Annotated in this window: 12 protein-coding genes; 7 read left to right on the top strand and 5 right to left on the bottom strand. The window is 51.0% G+C overall.

The window, feature by feature from the left end:
* The first annotated feature begins 1 nt into the window (after position 1).
* The 4 genes from ACHZB8_RS10330 (at position 2) to glp (ending at position 3,657) form a co-directional block, all read left to right on the top strand.
* On the top strand, positions 2 to 622 hold the full coding sequence (locus ACHZB8_RS10330; RefSeq protein ID WP_316860180.1) for a DMSO/selenate family reductase complex B subunit: 621 nt from the start codon (positions 2 to 4) through the stop codon (positions 620 to 622).
* Between the two features lies 1 nt (position 623).
* On the top strand, positions 624 to 1,490 hold the full coding sequence (locus ACHZB8_RS10325) for a DmsC/YnfH family molybdoenzyme membrane anchor subunit (protein ID WP_316860179.1): 867 nt from the start codon (positions 624 to 626) through the stop codon (positions 1,488 to 1,490).
* A 220-nt stretch (positions 1,491 to 1,710) separates the two neighbouring features.
* Positions 1,711 to 2,229: a DUF2478 domain-containing protein gene (locus tag ACHZB8_RS10320; protein ID WP_316860178.1), complete on the top strand. Its 519-nt coding sequence runs from the start codon at positions 1,711 to 1,713 to the stop codon at positions 2,227 to 2,229.
* A gap of 177 nt (positions 2,230 to 2,406) precedes the next feature.
* Positions 2,407 to 3,657, top strand: coding sequence for a gephyrin-like molybdotransferase Glp (glp, locus tag ACHZB8_RS10315; protein WP_316860177.1), 1,251 nt, complete (start codon positions 2,407 to 2,409; stop codon positions 3,655 to 3,657).
* 146 nt (positions 3,658 to 3,803) lie between these two features.
* On the opposite strand, the gene ACHZB8_RS10310 is transcribed toward glp, so the two are convergent.
* From ACHZB8_RS10310 to ACHZB8_RS10290, 5 genes are read right to left on the bottom strand one after another with little or no spacing between them, the layout of a single operon-like run.
* Complete coding sequence (locus ACHZB8_RS10310; protein WP_316860176.1) at positions 3,804 to 4,703, bottom strand: MJ1477/TM1410 family putative glycoside hydrolase; 900 nt, start codon at positions 4,701 to 4,703, stop codon at positions 3,804 to 3,806.
* 4 nt (positions 4,704 to 4,707) lie between these two features.
* On the bottom strand, positions 4,708 to 6,120 hold the full coding sequence (pelG, locus tag ACHZB8_RS10305; RefSeq protein WP_316860175.1) for an exopolysaccharide Pel transporter PelG: 1,413 nt from the start codon (positions 6,118 to 6,120) through the stop codon (positions 4,708 to 4,710).
* Positions 6,121 to 6,123: 3 nt separating this feature from the next.
* Entirely contained in the window at positions 6,124 to 7,776 is a 1,653-nt protein-coding gene (gene pelF / locus ACHZB8_RS10300; protein ID WP_316860174.1) for a GT4 family glycosyltransferase PelF, read from the bottom strand.
* 7 nt (positions 7,777 to 7,783) lie between these two features.
* A complete protein-coding gene (locus ACHZB8_RS10295; protein ID WP_316860173.1) occupies positions 7,784 to 8,794 on the bottom strand; it encodes a hypothetical protein in 1,011 nt (336 codons plus the stop codon).
* 5 nt (positions 8,795 to 8,799) lie between these two features.
* Complete coding sequence (locus tag ACHZB8_RS10290) at positions 8,800 to 9,918, bottom strand: hypothetical protein (protein ID WP_316860172.1); 1,119 nt, start codon at positions 9,916 to 9,918, stop codon at positions 8,800 to 8,802.
* 248 nt (positions 9,919 to 10,166) lie between these two features.
* On the opposite strand from ACHZB8_RS10290, the gene ACHZB8_RS10285 reads away from it, so the two are divergent.
* Genes ACHZB8_RS10285 through ACHZB8_RS10275 form a run of 3 tightly spaced genes read left to right on the top strand, consistent with a single transcriptional unit; the run spans position 10,167 to position 15,242 of the window.
* Positions 10,167 to 12,515, top strand: coding sequence for a hypothetical protein (locus tag ACHZB8_RS10285; protein ID WP_316860171.1), 2,349 nt, complete (start codon positions 10,167 to 10,169; stop codon positions 12,513 to 12,515).
* Positions 12,512 to 13,939, top strand: coding sequence for a hypothetical protein (locus ACHZB8_RS10280; RefSeq protein WP_316860170.1), 1,428 nt, complete (start codon positions 12,512 to 12,514; stop codon positions 13,937 to 13,939). The genes ACHZB8_RS10285 and ACHZB8_RS10280 overlap by 4 nt, the downstream gene beginning before the upstream one ends.
* Positions 13,940 to 13,949: 10 nt before the next feature.
* The gene (locus ACHZB8_RS10275) at positions 13,950 to 15,242 is read left to right on the top strand and encodes a polysaccharide biosynthesis/export family protein (protein ID WP_316860169.1); all 1,293 of its coding nucleotides are present in this window, start codon (positions 13,950 to 13,952) and stop codon (positions 15,240 to 15,242) included.
* Positions 15,243 to 15,378: the final 136 nt, after the last annotated feature.

The raw sequence follows: 15,378 nt of genomic DNA, 5'->3' as shown, positions 1-15,378 counted from the left end.
CATGGCAATGCAATATGGCTTCTATTTCGATGCCGAAAAATGCACCGGCTGCAAGACCTGCCAGCTGGCTTGCAAAGACTACAAGAATTTGAGCCGAGATATCAATTTCAGGCGTGTCTACGAATATAGCGGTGGTGACTGGCAGGCGATCGGAGAGACATGGGAACAAACGGTTTTTTCCTATTATCTCTCGATCGCCTGCAATCATTGCTCAAAGCCTGTTTGCGTCGAGGTCTGTCCGTCAGGCGCCATGTATCAGCGACCCGAGGACGGGATTGTCACGGTTGATGAGGATCTTTGCATCGGCTGCCAGCTCTGCCACATGTCTTGTCCCTATGATGCGCCTCAATATGACGCCGACAAAGGCCACATGACCAAATGCAACGGTTGCTACGAGCGGCTGGCGGTGGGGCTGAAACCGGTCTGCGTCGAGTCCTGCCCGACCAGGGCGCTCGATTTTGGCCCGATTGAAGAGCTTCGTGCGCGCTACGGTCGCTTTGCAACCATAGCCCCGATGCCGCCCGAAATCTTCACCGCTCCCAATATTGTGGTCAGGCCTAATCCAAACGCGCGACAGGGCGCGGATCGGACGGGTCGTCTTGGGAATGCTGAGGAGGTGTGACATGGGATTTGCGGAATGGCCTTTGGTCTTTTTCACCGTAATAGCGCAAAGCACAATCGGGGCCTATTGGTGGTGTCTCTTCAACAAGTTGTTTGCCGGAGGAACTCCGGAACAAATGCTTCGCCTTGATCATGCAATGCTGGCCGTCTGGCTGTTGCTGATTGCTTCTTTTGCCATCGCGACCCTGCATCTGGGCTCGCCGCGACGGGCAATCAATGCCGTCTTTCGGGTTGGCCGCTCGGCCTTCTCCAACGAGGTATTCTTTGGCGGCGGATTTGCAGCTCTGGGGTTGCTGGGCTGGATTGTTGATTGGGTCGGACTGGATTGGCTTGGAACAAGCGGTGACTGGATGATCATGTCGCTCACAAGTCTGACATTCCTTTTCAGCTTGGCCTTTTTTGCCAGCATGATCGCGCTTTACAGAATTCGCACCGTTCCTACCTGGTATAACTGGATGACACCGGTGGCCTTTACCGTGACAACGCTGCTGGGTGGCAGCGCGCTGGCGTCCTGTCTCTTCGCGGCTGCCATGCCGGTTCAAACCGGTCTCTCCCTCTTTTGCCCGATTGGCGTGATGGCACTTTCCTTTGTCGGATCCCTTTTTGTCACTCTCAAACAGGCCGCGTCCTTGCTGGAAATCGAAACCGCCATCAAGCGGCCTACGGATCTCTGTCCTCACTTTGCAACATGGATGGCGGCACGCTTTGCGTTGCTGTTTGCCGTCTTGGCTTCGTGGATCTGGGTTCTGCTGACAAAGGACGGTCTATCGCTGACAGTTGGTCTTGCAGGCGTCGTGATTGTTCTTATTGGCGAAATGATCGGTCGCGGCATTCATTATCAGCTCAACATGACGGTAGGTCTTCGCTAGCCGATGTTGGCGGGTTGTCAAATTTCGCTGGTTTTGCGGAATGCTGCTTGTTCCTTGACGGATAATTCGCAACCAGTTCTGTGATCGGCTCGGATTTTCCCGAGCCTCGGTCTGTGAGCGATATGGACAGAAAAATGTGAAAGTTCTATCGTTGTGTTGTCCGGTCAAATGCGGAAAAGGCGTCTGATCCATTCCCCTATCCATGCAGTGATTAGCCAAGATGAAATTTGCTTATGTGGTGTCCGAAAGCGGCACGGTTCACGTCAATCAGATCCTCTCGGAAATGGCATCTCGCCTGATTGCCGACGGGATCAAGGTGACAGGCACTATTCAATCAGAAACCGAGAAGGAGGGGGCTGAAAAGTGCGACATGTATATCAGTGTGTTGCCCGATGGTCCCAGAATCCGTGTTTCGCAAAATCTCGCTGGTCAATCCAAGAGCTGTTATCTGGACACCAGTGCGCTTGAAAAAGCGGCCGGCCTTGCAGCGAGCCGACTTGGTGATGCTGATCTGCTTGTGATCAACAAATATGGAAAGCGCGAGGCGAAGGGCGGTGGTTTTCGGGATGTCATGGCTCAGGCAATATCGCTGGACACGCCCATTATCGTTGGTGTCAATGCCCTCAATCTGGAGGCATGGCTTGATTTTTCGCAAGGGGCTGCCGTCGAGCTGGAAGCCGATGTTGAAGCCCTCGTCGCCTGGGCAAAAGAGAGCTTGGCCAGGACGCAATGTCTTTGATGACGACAAAGAAAAGCAATCTGATGAAACAGATTGGTGTAATTGCGAATAGGACCCTGAGTTTTATAGTGATTAGATAGGGAGTCATCGAGTGCGACCTGCCCAAGTGAACGTCCCCCGTTTGCTTTCGCAAATCTCTCCAAACTCCTACAAAATTGCAGATATCGAGAGCTTGTCATGACACAAAAAAAAGCCCCTAAAACTGGTAAAAAACCATTGATGGAAGTCGAGGATGCCCTCAGCAAGATCCTTGCTGGTCTTTCCGCACTCGATAGGACTGAAACTGTTGATCTGATGGCCGGGCGGGGCCGGGTGCTTGCGCGGGATGTGGTGGCCACAACCAATGCTCCACCCGAAGACAATAGCGCCATGGATGGGTACGCGGTGCGGTGCGACTCGCTGATGTCTGATGCGTCCCGGCTCTCCTTGCCGGTACTCCAACGCATTGCCGCCGGTGATGTCGGGGTGCCGATGGAGCCAAATTCGGCGGCTCGGATTTTTACCGGAGCTGCGGTTCCCGCTGGCGCTCAAAGCGTTGTCATTCAGGAGAAATGCGAGGAAAAGGATGGCGTTGTCACCTTCAAGACACCCGTCAAGCCGGGTGACAATATCCGGCGCATCGGAGAAGACATTTCGGTTGGTGATGTGGCTGTCCGAGCCGGAACACGGCTTGCGCCGTCGCATCTTGCCATGGCCGCATCGATCGGTGTTGGAACATTGACGGTCTTCAAGCCCGTGAAAGTTGCGATCCTGTCGACCGGGGATGAGTTGACCGATCCCGGTCAGCCCTTGGGGCAGGGAAAAATCTACAATTCCAATCGCTACGCACTGAATGGCCTTCTGGAACAGCTGGGCTGCGAGGTGGTCGATATGGGGTGGGCAGAGGATGACCTTGAAACCATAAAGCAAAAGCTTGAAAAATCAGCTGATGCAGCAGACCTCATTCTGACAACGGGTGGTGTCTCTGTGGGCGAGGAGGATCATGTCAAGGCTGCCATCGAGGCACTTGGAGATCTTGAGATCTGGTCGCTCAATATCAAGCCGGGCAAGCCGGTGGCGTATGGTCATGTCAAGAATACCATTTTCGTGGGGCTGCCGGGCAATCCGGTCTCGACCTATGTCACCTTTCTTCTGATTGCCGGGCCGGTAATCCGCAAATTGCAAGGACAGGCCGAGACCGTCAAACCGGTTTGGTGTTTGCCAGCGGGGTTCGAGCGCTCCAAGCCCGGCAAGCGGCGCGAATATATTCGAGTGAAAGCGGTTGTCGGTGAGGATGGCAAGATGGAGCTGCACTCTTTTTCTCGTCAGGGATCCGCGATCATGAATAGTGTTTGCTGGGCTGACGGGTTGGCGAAAATTCCCGAAGATACGCTCGTCAACAAAGGAGACATGCTCGACTTTCTGCCATTTGACCAGTTGATGAACTGAAACCGCTTGCTTTTTGCTGACATTATTCTGTTTAAGCGTCAGGGGCAGAGTGCGCAGCCGCAATGCCTCTGGACTTTTGTCGAGGATATGTGTGCGGCAGAAGACAAGCGTCTTTTCTTTTCAGGCATTCAGCCCCTGAGGCTTCTCTATTCTTGCGGCAACAGCGACAAAGACCGCTCTGCGAAGATTGGCAGGAAGCCCAGCTGCCTTATTTTTTCTCTGGCTTGCTGACGCAAGGTTTCGTCTTGCAGATATTCGATTACGAAAATGGGAACACCTTTTTCATAGCCTTGCAGAAGATATTTGCGGCTCCAGTATATCTCTTCCTCCGAGTTGGGCACTTCATCGCCATTGATGCCGAAAAACAGGTCCTCCTTGCCTTCTCCATCGAGTAGGGCGGCATATGCGTCGTGCATGAACAGGGCTTCGGCATTCTGCGCCATGATAAGAAAGGACGGGTTTTTGTCTCTGGCCCTGTCGACCAATCGTTTTACGAAGGCAATGATGTCTTCTTCCGAGGTTGGTCTTTCTCTGTAATCCCAATAGATGTCGACGCGGTCAAAATAAACACCGTCAAATCCGGCATCGATCACACGGTCGAACTGCTTTTCGATTATGGTCTGCCAACTCTCATTCCAATATTCAACGAGATAGTTGCCTGGCCAATTCGAATTTTCCTCACCCAGCCATTCAGGTGGATTGTCGTTCCATTCCTCTTGCCAATAGCCGCGATAGTCTTCTGCCTCACCGATTGACAAATAGGATATCACGAGGCGTCTTGAGCCATCGGGTTTGGTTTTCAGCTGGTCAATTTCTTCAGGGAGATATGCACCTTCTCTGGAACCATCCCGGGAAGCATCAATGACGATCAGGTCGAGGGGACTTGCGGCGATTTCCTCGAAGTCCGGGCCTTGGAGTTGATATCCCCAATGCTTGACTTGAAACAGATCAGGGCGTTTTTCCGGTTCCCCATCTGCAAAGGATACGTCGATCAGACTTGCAAAAACGAAGCTGGCCACGATTGTTCGAAACAAAATGGTCATCATTTGTCTATCTCATCCAGTCATTCTCACCACTGCGCGTTGCAGCCATGTGAAATATGTGAAACTGCAAATTATCGAGCCGGTTTTCGAGCAATAGATAGGCCACCAGACCAGACACGACGCTTGCTCCCAAATATCCATATCCCAAATATATAGACTCGAAATGAAGGGTGACGACAGTGAAAACTGTATTGAGAAATAAAAACAAGAGTTGCAGCTTCAGATAGTCTTTGTTCTGGTTGAGAAACAACAGGGTAGAGGAGGATGCCAAAAACAGAAACTGAAACAGGGCCCCGATAATGCCGATCCGGAAGATGCTGATCTGGCGGAATTGAAAATTGAAATGCTCGATGATGAGCGGCGCCATGAATATTGCCAAAAGGCAGAATAGTCCCTGAACAAGCAGAATTTGCCACAATCCTTTCTGGGTCGATGTTGCCAATTGTCTGGTGAGGTCTTCAATCTGTTTCAGAGTGGCGTGATTTTCGATTGCCTTGTGCAAGACCTTGAAGCGAAGAAAGAAATTGGTTTCGATGTGAATCATGAAAGATGCCAGTGATGGAATGATCACCAAATAGGCAAGAAACATGGCGCTGTCATAGATGGGGGCATGAACCAGCCCGACGGCAAGCTTTTCTCCGGTTGGAGCAATCCACATGACGAATTTGTCCGCCCATACGGCGATCATGGAGATCAATGACCCGACTGCCAGAATCCAATGTTGCCGTGTAACGCGCAGCATCAGGCGCAATGCAGAGAAGGGAGCTTGAATGGCGTCCTGGAAGGTTCTGAGAATCCTGACCAGAATCCAGAAGAACGTAAAACAGAGCCCGACCGAGAATGCCCAAAGAAGATCAATCGGCTGGCCCCCCCGCCCAGCGGACCATATTGCAAGCATGATTGAAATCGACAAGCCGACAGCGAAGCCAATCGTGATGGCGGCATAATCGCGTATCGCGCCACTGAAGGCCAGCACGATCCAGATGAGAGCGATGAGGCAATTGATGAATATGGCTGGTGGCAAATAGTGTCGATCAATATTGAAATAGACCACTAGCACCAGAAACGAGGCGAGCCCTGTCAGCAAGAGGCCAAAGAAAAGGGCGGCAAACAGAACATGGCTGACCCTGTCGAAAGATCGGGCATGGAACATGTCTGATACCATGCGGGTCGCAATGATAACCACTGGAGCGGTTGCTATGATCGACAATGCAAAGGCATAGATCAGCACGATGCGGAAATTGGCGAGGCTTTCGATGCCGAGCCTTTTTTCGGTCGAGATCGAAATGAGCGCGACGGCAATGATTGTGAAAATCCAGGGTCCGGCAACGATGACCGCAGCATGCCCGTAAGCGGAAAAACCGGAAAATAGTCCCTGCTGACGCGCGATCTTCTGCAACTTGAAACCAATGCCTGCCATCGCTCACCTGTCCTGCTCGCGCGGATCTCCAATTGGATCCGACTGGGCCGATGTTATTCCATGTCGTGCATAAAGCGCTTTGTAATTCTGGGCCGACTGCTCTGATCGATAATAACGATCTACCCGCGTTTGGAGGGTCTTACCCAGAGCAATCCGCTTCTCACTGTCCGTGAGAAGTTCGACGATGGCGCGCGCGATGCTGACTGCGTCGACCAGACCAGTGACTATTCCTCCGGCCCCGATGGCGGGCGTCTCATCCGAGCGGCCTTCGATGATTTCGCGGCAGGATCCGACATCAGTGGCAATGCAGGGAATGGCGGCTGCGCCGGCTTCCAGCAGAACCAGAGGCTGTGCCTCGCTAAGACTGGACAGGACAATGAGGTCTGTTTGCGGGAAATAATCCGTCAATTTGACATTCCCCGTGAAAGTGAGGCAGCTTTCCAGATCCAGCTCTCCTACGAGCAGTCTGCATTCCTCAAAATAGTCTTCATCTTCATCGGTCGGGCCCATGATAAGAGCGGACAAGTCATCTATAGACTTGCGAGCGATGGAAACGGCGCGAAGAAAGGTCTTGATGTCCTTGATTGGGACAACGCGCCCTACCAGAGCAATCGTTGGAGGATGACCTTCCTGCTTTTCCAGCGAGGAAAAATTCTCGAATTTGATGCCATTGGCAATGACATGCATCCTGTCGGTCGGGGCACCCAAATATTCCTGTATTCGCTGGTTTCCCTCAAAGAGAGTCGTGATTTCATCACAGGCCTGATAGCAGGTCCGGCCATAGGAATCGAAGGCGCGGAGCCATAGATCCCGCAAGTCGAAGCGTTTGTCTTGCAGTGACAATCCCGTATCTACCGTGTCGGCAATCCAGTCTGCCATCAGGATTTCGATCCTGCGCTCATTGGAGTAGATGCCATGTTCTGAAATGAGCACCGGATTTTTCATTTCCAGTTTTGCCCGGGCAGCCAGAAGACCGGCATATCCGGTTGAGATCGTATGATAAAGGTCGGCTCGGGGAATATCGCTTTGCATGATAGCAAACATGCCTCCCAGCAGAACGCGGGCTGCCCAGAAGAAATGAAGGAAGGAGGCTTGCGGCATTTTCCTTTCATAAAGGCTGTTGATCAGATGCCATGCAAAGGGGCTGTTCATGAAACCTGATTTGGGAATGCCCGAAGCGGGATCCTGTATTGCAGCATTAAGCCGTGAGAAGTCTTCCAATCCGCCGACATCAAACAGGTTCAGCAGGTCCGTCGTCATCTCCTCATGGAGCTGTTTAACGGACTTGTTATCGATCTTGTGGCCAAACGAGCTTTCCTTGCCCAAATCCTGAAGTCCGAGTTGGTGAAATGAAACCAGATTGTCGGGCACTTCGTAATGAGCCTTACGGAAATCGGAGAAGGGAAAGATTGCAAAGACGGAAAAAGTCAGATCCGGCTGGTTTCTCATCAGCCAATCGAGCCAGGTGGAAACGCCACCTCGAACGAAGGGGTAGCATCCTTCGACGATCAGGCAGATATCAGCTTTTGCATCCTTGTTTGCAATGGCATGCCATTTTGCGATTTTTGGATCCCCGGCCTCATCTGCCGCGCGCTGATGCGATCTGCGGACAAGGACCGATTTCTGCTTGTTCTTTTTGTTTTCCATCAAGGCCATGTCACACTCATCCATTGTTTCCGGAGGGTGAGTTTGGCGGGACGTCGTTTAATGGTTTGTCTGATTTGCTCGCGTTGTCATCAGTCAGATCGAACTTGCCGATCGAGCGGGCCTCCGTTTGAGACCGCAGGAGGTCATTGTCCCAAGAAGCGGGCTCGATTCCGGACTTCAGGAAAGCGGCCTGAGGGTCCGAGGCATGTTCTGCGAGGAAAAGCTTCAGAGACTGCATCAGTTGGATTTTCTGATGCTCTTCCAGCAAACCCGAATGAATGAGCCTGCTATAGTCGTCAACGGTGGTGCGGATCTGGTCAACTGAAGGGGAATTGTGTCGGCTCTTCAACAGCCGTTCCATGCGCGATTTGATATCTGTGTGCAACTTGGTTGAAACGGCCGCCGCCTGGATTCTTATCGCCGCTTCTGGATCTTTCAGGGCCTTTTGCAGAAACGGGAGGAAACTGGGGTGATATTTGAGCGCGATCACCCCGAGCATCGCTTGTTTCTCATCCATTTTGCCATGGGCCAGAATCTCGTCAAAGGATTTGAGATTGTTGTTACCCAGTGGTCGTGTGCGGTTGTTTATGATTTTCTGGTAGAGGTCATTGGTGTCATGCTGCACACCTATGAGGCTGAGATCTTCAAACCATTCCCTGTTTTTTTCTTCCGATCCCCTGTTGATCCATAGCAGGCCTGCGCTCATGAGCAAGCCGAGAGCCCCGGCCGGTCCGAGACAGGCAAGAACGAGCATGCCGATTGGATCAAAGCGACCGCGTGGAATTCTTGTGATGGTCTGGTGGTGTTGCAGAACTGTGAGCAGGAAGAGAGCAAGGCATATGATTGCATGAACTGCGAAGGGGCCCGCCAAATGCGTGTCGGTCGTGAGACCCCAAAGTCCCAAAGGGACCTCCAGGAGCAGAGCAAGCAGAAGGAGAGGTCCGAACGCCCAGTTTGAAGGTGCAGTCGCTGTGTCAGGGATGTCCCTCTTGGTTGCCATCTCCGGGGCTTCCATACTTGCGGTCATTCGGGTCAGTCTTCAACGATAGGCATGTCGAACAATTTGCCATTTCCGGGGAGACGACCAAGCTTGATGAGGGATGATGGCCGTTCTTCGGAGTTTTCGTTTTGGTGGGCTGCTGGTGCGCGGGTCCTTGCAGATTGGTAGTGGCTGCGAAGGGCATTGGCCAGGTTGACGGTGATCACATCCATTCGCGCACCGTTCTTTTTGATCGTTTCAGATAGCGTCTGGGCGCTGTCTTCTGCCAGTTCAAGGACCAAGGTCCCCCGAAGAAGACCATCATCAGCGGTGCGAAGCGGCAATTCCATGTGGTTGAGATGTTTGCCATGCGCATGGTTGTCGCGTTCGGCGTCAGGCTGCTGTGTCGAGTTGTCCTTGTTGATGCGCAATTCAACCACTTTGCCATGATCGATGCGGTCATAATGGTCCTGCCCGGTCTTTGGCTTCTGGTTTGACTGCTTCATTTTCCTGACAAGCTCTGTCGGATAGAAACAGTGACCATCGTTCGTCAGGATGGAAATTCTGGTGACGGGGCCAATCAACCCGGTCAGCGTTTCTTCAAGACCCACTTCTGTCCAACGCCCTTGCGGGTTTCGCAGATCATCAAGGGTTGAAAGAAGACCACCATCTTCAGGGGCGCGCTTCTGGCTCTCGTTGGCATCAGACTGCTTGACGGTAACGAAATCTCTCTGCAACTGATCAATCGTCGTTTCAAGGGATCGGTTATATTCCTTGATCGTGTCTTGTTCGGTCTCCAGTTGACGGATGTGTGTCATGAGCTGGTTCAGTTGCCAGTTTTGACGGCTGCGCAGGCTGCCAACCAAAATGGCGGACAGCAACCACAAGATCGGCAGCAACCAGAGGCGGAGCTGAAATTCAAACACACCTTCATCTAGTCCCTGAATGGGTGGTGCGAAATGATGCTGCAATGCCACGCTCGCCATGCACGCCAGAATTCCGCCCGTTACCCCATATTGCAGAGAGAAGAGTATGACTGGTAACCAAAACGGATGAGGAGATAGCGCCATCAGATCGACACCCGGGATCAGCTCGTCAAGGGCAAAAATGATGAAAAACAGTGCAAAGCCTTCAATAGAAGGTTTAATCCATCGATACATTACACTAAGCATTTTTTGATCTCGGTTTCCCACGCAGCTGTTGATCCGTGGCATTTATAGTACGCTCTGATAAATTGTACAGGATTAACTCTAAATCATCGAACAATTTGATTTAAAATGGTAAATATCGCTAAAGTTGATTTTTATAATCAGCTTGGCTTTTCTCGGATCAGAATAGTAAATATTTCGGTTTGTATAAATTGGTTGCGGCTTTATCTGATCTTGCCAGGGTTGCGCAACTGTTTTGTGTAGGATTTGAAATGCGTGAAGTCGTTCTGCAAGCGCTCGTTCTCTTTATCAGGGTTACGGTCATTGTGGCGGGCATGGCTGGATCTTGTTTCGCTCAATCCAGTATTGCCCCCTCGGCAAAGGCCGAGCGTTTCGAGCCTTTTGTTAAACGGACCGTGCTTGCCCTGTATGACAGTCGTGATGAAAAGGAGCCGGTTGACACCAATATTCACGCCTATCTTGAAATGCCGCTGAATTACTTGGGCTATGAGGTAGATTATCACGATATTCAACAAGGGCTTCCGTCCGTTGACGAGATGAGAGACAAGAAAGCGGTCGTCACTTGGTTTCATCGATCCCTGGTCAATTGGAAAGACTATCTGATTTGGGCTGAGGAGTGCATTCGCGGTGGCACTCAGTTCGTTGTTTTTTCTCAGGTTGGAGGTATCGACAGCCAAGAGTCCAAAAAACTGACAAATCGGTTCCTTGCGCAATTGGGGCTGAAAAACCATTTCTCTTTTCTGTTTGATACATCGGATGCCGGATATGAGGTCATTGATCGGAAAATCTATGCTTTTGAAAGAGAGCCTTTTCGTGTTCTTCCCAATTTTGACTATTTTGAAGCAATCAGCCCGGAAACCAGGATTCACTTAAGTGTTCACTTTGCAGACCAAACCGGTTTGAAGCAATCGGCGCTGATTACCACGAATGCAAACGGAGCGTTTGTCCATTCGGGGTATGAGTTTGATTATGAAGCAAGCGTCAATTTGATGCAGTGGCTGCTCAATCCGTTTGAGTTATTCGAAACGGTGCTGGGAAGACATGCTTTTCCAATTCCCGATACGACCACTCTTTATGGCAACCGCATTTATTTCTCGCATGTTGACGGGGATGGCTGGAACAATGTTTCCTTCATGGAGAAATACAAGAAAGATCGTGTTTTTTCCTCAAAGGTGATGCTGGAAGAGTTGATCAAGCCTTATCCGGGTCTTCCCGTGTCCATAGGGCTGGTTACCGGTGACTTTGACAAGGCTATCGGGGGAACCGACGATGGATTGGAGATAGCCAGGGAAATCCTTGCCCAGCCTCAGGTAGAGGTCGCCAGCCATACACATACGCATCCCTTTGACTGGAATTTTTTCGAAAATTATGATCGGGAAAAGGAATTGGCACTTCTGAAGAAAAAAAATGAAGAGTCCAGTTCCGCTCCAACCGGTGTCATCGGTTCAGTCGAGACGATTTTGAATAGAATTTCTCCCGATGTTAAAACCGACAATTACATTTTGGATGGCTTGAAAGGGGCATTGCGGGCCTATCTGCGCTTTCCTTTCGATCTTGATACGGAAATCAAGGGGTCGCTGGATTTTGCCACTCAACAGGCGCCGAAAGGCAAAAAGGCAGAAATTCTGTTTTGGAGTGGAAATACGCGACCGTTCGAAGCGGCGATACGCGCTTCGCGACTTGCTGGCGTCCGAAATCTGAATGGGGGCGACTCCCGTTATGACCTTAGCAATCCATCGGTCATTTATGTACCGGCCCTGTCGCGGGTTATTGGTGATCAGCGCCAGATATATGCAGCTGCCAGCAATGAGGAGACCTTCACCAACAATTGGAAGGGGCCCTTCTATGGCTTTGCTGCTTTGGAAGAGACCTTGAAGAACACCGAGTTTCCTCGCCGCCTCAAGCCCTTCAATGTCTATTATCATTCTTTCTCAGGCGAGCGTGCAAATGCCATAAAGGCAATACAGACCCATCTGGATCTCGCCCGCGACGGACCCTACTTTCCTTTGACTGCGTCACACTATGCAGCCATTGCCGACAGCTTTTTCGAGGCTCGAATTGAAAAGCTGGGTTCGATGCGCTGGGCGATCCATGATCGTGATTTTTTGCAGACCTTGCGTTTTGATCATGCCGATGAGCTTGGCGTTGATTGGCTTAACAGCAAGGGCGTGATTGGTCAGAACCGGCATGCGGGCTCTCTTTATGTCGCCCTTGATGCATCAGTGGCTGTGCCGGTTCTCGCGATTATGAAACGCGATGACGCAAACCAGGTGGTTGCCTCTGTTCCATTTCTTGAATCGTCCCGTTGGGAAGTGCGCAACGTCAACCATTCAGATTGTGATACGGGGGAATGCAAACTGACATTTGAGGCCAACGGCTTTGGTCGAGGTGAAATGCTCTGGAAAGGGTTGCCCAAAGGTTGTTATCGCGTCGTGGCGCATTGGTCTGAGGGAGCGTTCGACCAACAGATATCTGTCGGTGAGGATCATCTTCTCTCCGTCACTTTGCCCTTTGCCAGTCAGCGGACGGTTTCTGTAGAAATTCACTCTTTGCTCAAGCCTGACAGAGCCATGCCAGCCAGAGAAAAGGTTGCGGGATGAAGCCGATATATTACAAGGTGATCATCCTTTTGGCGGTGGCCCTCGGTGCCGGTTATCTGTTGCTGCCTGACCCAAAGGAAGAAATCAGCGCCTATCTCAAGGATGGGAATTTTCAGGAAGCCTATCGTCTTACGGACAGGTTGGTTAAGGGCGGGAACCGGGATCCCTACATACTGGTGGAGCTTGCAAAGCTGCAAAGCCTTGTCGGCGATCTGGATGCTTATGAGGAAACGCTCAAACTCATTCTAAAAACTGATCCGGGCAATCTGGAAATCCACGAGATGATGCTCAATTTCTATCTGACCCTGGAGAAAGAGGATGGATATTTCGAGCAGCTTGACTATTTGGCCAGGCATTCGCCAGATCTTCAATATCTCGAGACGCTGATTGGTCGCCGTCGATTACAAGGCCAGTATGAGCAAGAAACCGAGCTTCTCAAGCTTTTTGCAGCGCGTGGGGAAATGCCTACGGTCTATGAGCAGAGGCTTGTCATGCTGCTTCTCAAAGATGGCAATGCAAAGGAAGCCCTATCCTATTTCCGAAAAATGGATAGCGACAGGGATGCTGATCAGACATTGTGGCCCATGCGTGCGCAGATTTTCAAATTGCTGTTGAGACAAGGTCAGAATGAGGAGGCTCTTGAGCGGGCCGGGCATTGGCTCGAAAACTCCATAAATGGCAGTCCTCTTACAATTGGCCTGACGATCATGTTCAATGAGTGTCTCAAATTTGGGCGGGCAGACTTGATATCCAATCTGTCCAGTCAGGTCATTGCCAAGCATCCTCAGATGAGTTTCCTGGCCAGTTCCTATGCACTCAAGCTGGGCAACAAAGCTCAGGTCAATGCTTATCTGGATGCGTTGATTGCAGCCAATTATCCTTTTTCCGATGGTGATGCCGAGACGATGATCTCGCTCAAGAGCACAATTGGTGACTTGGATGGCGCGATATCGTTTTTGCGCTCTTATGGCCCAGACAAGGTATCACATGATGCAATTGCCAATTTGCTTGAAGATTTGTTTGCCAGCCATGAAGACGTTATAGCCGAAGAGATAGGCCATTATCTTCCTCAAGAGCAGCTTCCGTTCTATCCGCTGGTTGCCAGTCGGTTTGCGCTGATGGAAGGGAACCGCTCCGAGGCCAATTATTATTTCAAGCAGGTCGAGCTTGAAAATGTCACGAAAAGCCAAACCGGTCTGTGGTTTGATCTTGCCCGGCAGCTGCTCTCAGCAGATGACTTGATTGGGCTGTTTACCTTAATAAAAGATCTACGGGCTTTACCTGAGGATTTGCTTTCCAATTATGCGGATTTTGTGAGAAATTTGGACGAGAGTGAATATATGCGCGTTTTGACGGTGTTGGGAGGGGCCTTCCCGGTTCAGGGAGTAGAGCCGCTCTACGCAAATGATGGTTTGGCGCAATAGAGTAGAGTTCATGAGTATTTCAGTGCGTTTCCGGTCGGCAATTGCGTTTCTCGCAGCGCTATGTCTGGCCTTGGTTATCCTTGGTGGTCAGGCAGTTGAGGCGACGCCCTCTCTTCCCGTAACCATGCAGGATTTCCCTGTCATGGTGGGGGATGAGCTGGAAATCACATTTCTTGATCATTCTGCTGATACCACCCAAACGATGCTTTATAAACGCAATGACCTTTCGGGAAAATATACGGTTTCCGGTTCGGGCATGATCAATCTGCCTATTCTGGGTAATTTCAATGTGCTGGAAAAGTCACTTGGCACAATTGCGGATCAACTTGAAGACGAGAGCCTGAAGCTCAATGACATCAAGCTCGTCGTCCGTGTAGGATATGCATCGCGTCCGCCGGTGTTCATCAAGGGAGACGTCAACAAACCCGGCGCCTATCGCTATATTCCCAACATGACCGTGTCTCAGCTTCTGGCGCTTGCTTCAGGTTATTTGAAGGTTGGGCGCGATGTCTCTTCCAAGTTGCCGATCATGGAAGCCGAGCAGAATGTGGATGCGGCCAAACTGAGATTGGCGTCTCTTTTGTCACGCAAGGCACGATTGCAGGCGGCGATCGATGAAAAGGACACGATCGACATGCCATCCGAGCTTGTGGAGCTTTTGGGAGCAAGCAAGGCTCAAGATCTTTTTCAGAAGCAGATTGGCGTTTACAAACAGTCTTTCGATCTTTGGAAGCGGCGTGTTGCACTGGACAAGGCCAAGATTGATCTTGCTGCGGCACAGGTGCGGACAGTGCGAGAGCTCATAAAAAATGTCAGTGAGGAAGAAGCCGCCGCCGTTGAAGCCTATAATGACTGGAACAAGAAATATCTGCCAAAGTATTTTGATGTCTCCCGAGAGGCTGCTGAAGGGCGGAGACGCGACAAGCAGGCCTTGATTGAAACGAGGCGGAAAGCGAAGGAAGCAACGGCAAACTTCTATGCAACTCAAAGCAATCTTGCCGAAGCCCAGCGTTTGGCCAACGAGCATGACCTGACTTATTTCAGCTCTCTTGCGGGAGATCTTGTGGAAACAGAGCAGAATATTCTGGATGCGCAGATGAGCCTGGAAACAGCAAAATCGAGGGTTGCCCTTCTTCAAAAGGAGAATGAGGTCGGCCTTCAGGCTTCCAATACTGGCAAGAAATCTGGAAAGGACGGCATATTGTCCATTCAGAGACGCCAAGGTCGCGAATTGGTCGTGCTTCCAGCTGAAGAAGTCACCCAGATAAAACCCGGAGATATCATCGAGGTTTCTCTGCTCTAGGATGAAAGCGGGCAAGCGTTGGCCGTTTGCGAAGTGATCCGGCCTTAAAAACCTTTCCCGCCCAGTTCCAGCCAGATCTCGCTCGCTTCATGAAGACGAGCAATGAAAATCACTCGTCTTTCTGAAGAACAAATTG

This window comes from uncultured Cohaesibacter sp. (assembly GCF_963556055.3).
Lineage (GTDB): Bacteria > Pseudomonadota > Alphaproteobacteria > Rhizobiales > Cohaesibacteraceae > Cohaesibacter.
The sequence above is the reverse complement of the archived record's forward strand: the minus strand, read 5'-3'. Positions and strand labels throughout refer to the sequence as shown.